We start from the raw sequence: 2949 nt of genomic DNA on the forward strand, positions 1-2949 counted from the left end.
GTGGGAGTGGAATTTGCCGTATAGAGATGTATATTACGCACCAATAATCCAGAATCCTACCAAATGAGGAAACACGGCGCACTGGCCAATAGAAATGCTGGTGGCATCATCGCCCACTGTGAAGTGAAAGTGCGCCTCTTCCCTATTTTATGAAGATTAAATTCATCCTCAGACATCCACAGCTCACTGAAAATTCCTCAAATACAACATTTGTAATGAGCGCAGCAAAATATCTAAAACGGGTATGTGCCTTATCTACTCTATGAAAGCGGTGTTTTTGTTATTTATGCTGATAAGCCTAGAGCACGTAAATACCATATATAGTATCTATACTTTGACTAGCAGGCAGTTTTATGCTAAAATGTGACGTGTGTGTGCTTTGCCCACAGCTTACTGTAGAGTTAAGTTGCGCTAGCCATAGGCACAACCTGTCGTATGTGAGTAACCTGTCCTACCAATATGAGAAACATCATAAAAAGCATCGCGGATGCAGCAATAGGCCCCGAGGCGGATTTTCGTGTTGTAAACGAAGCAGTAGTGAGGGCCATACTATTCGCGCTATTTCAGGGACGAGCTCATAGGTACCAACTAAAGACGCAGAGAAGGGCCAGGGGCTTCCGGTACCTGTTTTCCGTAAGTGCGGCAGGTAAAACCATTAGCTACGAAAAGTTGCGGGACATGTGCGCCCGTAACACCGTAACACACAACGTGCAATGTGAAGCAGGGCTTGAGTCGCTATGCAGGTATACCTTCTCTATTGTTGCGTTTATGCCTGAGCACGTTAATGACCTGCTTTTCTCACTGAGCGCGGGTTCTGGTAACAGTTCGGCAGTTGTTGAAGCTGTAGTAAAACTTCACCGTGCAGCTGCACAACTGAAGAAGACAAGAAAATGTTCGGGCGATAGATGCACTGTACGGTGGGATAAGATATATGCCATATTTCGCAACTCCTTCTTATCCGCGGTTCAGTCGTCAACACCTGCTGAGCTAGAATGCTTTGCGTATAAAGTGTTTTCAAGCAAGGCGTGCGATGTAGTCTCTGAAAAGTTGAGTAACCTAACTCATATACTGGATCAAGAATCCATCATAGATAACGCGGCCGAGATTGCCCAATTGCTGGGTTTCTTATCTAACTTTGACCCAAGGCTTTCGTCACATCATAAGTTTAGTAACGTCGGAGAGTCTAGCAGGGATTTTGCTCTTGCAATCGACGTGGATGCGGTGCGAGACGCCGTTTCAGATTGTAACTTGTGGCACCACCTTGTAAACCTGGTGATAGGCGTGCGGATGCGCAAGCGTGCCAAGGTTAACGCCAATACGCTCGCTGCTGCATCAATGCTGTTGAACATGCACCTGAAGATCTCTTCGTGCAATGTGGAGGCGATTCTCTTTGAAGATGGAAGCATTGCCTATGCGTTCGCGCGTACTTTTTCATTCCCCGTCATGAAAGCGGCAAGCTTTGGGGACATAAGCGAGGGCATTCTTGCGAGCCCTGCAGGGAGAAGCTTGGTGGACTTGATGATTAAAAATCACAACGCACGTGAATCCTGCAAGTTCCCATTGTCTTACAGTGAAATCGCTGTGGTCATCAAACACCTGAACGCAATAATGCGGGATATCAAGATGCGCGAGAGTATAGCGTACTACATAAACGACGCAGTATGTAGAGACCCCAATGGCAACGCAAATGTCTATACCATGGCTATGGGAGTGGCTGCCGACATAGACGCGCGCCTCAAATTTATGCAAAAATTCGTCGAGAGCCCAGATTATAAGTACTTGACTGACTTCCTGATGCAGTCAAGTTTTTCGGACACTCACGAACATTTTCGCAGGTTCTTGATTAAACAGCGGGGATATGACGTAACCCGTTCCGTAGCTGAAAAGAGGGTGCAAAGCGCATCTAGAAAAGTTGGCACTGTGCTGATATACGCAGGTTACGTGGCTTCCCTGTTGGCAGTTGCGGGTGGCATAGGTGCGATATGCTACCATTCGCTGTACGTCACCACGCCCACAACAAACCACAGCTTCCTCATTGGAGGTATTGGGCTTATTGTGGTAAGCATAGTGATAGGGTGTGCGGCAAGGTTTACCCATTGCAAGAAGAAACGCGTTGAGAGCGAACACGCGGCAGCAGAGGGAGAATCTGGGCTTGTATGCCGTCCTGAAAATGAAGGGGGCGAGGCAGCAGATATAGACCAGAATGAGTGCAACAGCGGCGTCAGGCGGATTGCGGGAAAAAGCGACTACATAATACCGGTCACTATAGAGTGCGGTACCAGCATAGGAAACAACTCAATCGGCGCGTAGAGAGCAGCACTCAAGCAGCATAGCAGACACCCCCAAAAACAGAGGGTTGCTCCCCCTACTCAAGCCGCGAGTCACATAAACCCGGGGGCAACCACACCAACGGTAAACGTAGTACGGGGAGCCGCGCAGGACTAGTTTCCTCCACCACAGACTTTCTTCATCCTTTCGTAGGACTTACTAAACCCCCTGAGTGAGTACACACTTTCGATTTTCCTGCCATCCTCAGCGTACCCTACAGCCGACATGCTAAGCCCACGCTTAAATGCGTCTATCAACGCAGAGTCAATGTCGGCGTTTTCAGCCCACGCAACCTGGTCATCAATTATGGACACCGAAAAAGACTTTTTCTGATCAACAGTGAGTACCACAGGCTTGTTGCCATATTTGAAGCCGAACGTGACGCTAACCTCATCGAAAACGTCGCTCACTCTAGTAACCATTATTGCAGCGTCACCACGGGTCTCACCATCACCATGCTTCACGGGAAACGATAGCAAATAGCAGAACCTCTGGCCCTCTTGAACTGCGGTGTATATGCTCCAGTCTCTGTTTTCTCGACCAAATATACGTTTCCTACCCCAGAAAGTAAGGCATTGGAAGACCATCCGTAGAAAGGCAGACAGCAGAGGATACCACAAT

The 2949-nt window shown here is 48.1% G+C and carries 2 protein-coding genes; one reads left to right on the forward strand and one right to left on the reverse strand.

Going from position 1 to position 2949, the window contains the following annotated elements; genetic code table 11:
* The first annotated feature begins 459 nt into the window (after nt 1–459).
* Entirely contained in the window at nt 460–2310 is a 1851-nt protein-coding gene (locus tag GAC_RS02305) for a hypothetical protein (protein WP_010264583.1), read from the forward strand.
* 131 nt (nt 2311–2441) lie between these two features.
* Here GAC_RS02305 and GAC_RS02310 read toward each other — a convergent pair.
* A partial coding sequence (locus GAC_RS02310; protein WP_241760124.1) for an invasion associated locus B family protein occupies nt 2442–2949 on the reverse strand: 508 nt, incomplete at its 5' end.

The organism is Anaplasma marginale str. Florida (genome assembly GCF_000215485.1).
GTDB classification, from domain to species: Bacteria; Pseudomonadota; Alphaproteobacteria; order Rickettsiales; family Anaplasmataceae; genus Anaplasma; species Anaplasma marginale.

Bases quoted from the DNA above. Each gene is read 5' to 3' on its own strand.
- GAC_RS02305 (WP_010264583.1), top strand. From the start codon at position 460: ATGAGAAACATCATAAAAAGCATCGCGGATGCAGCAATAGGCCCCGAG.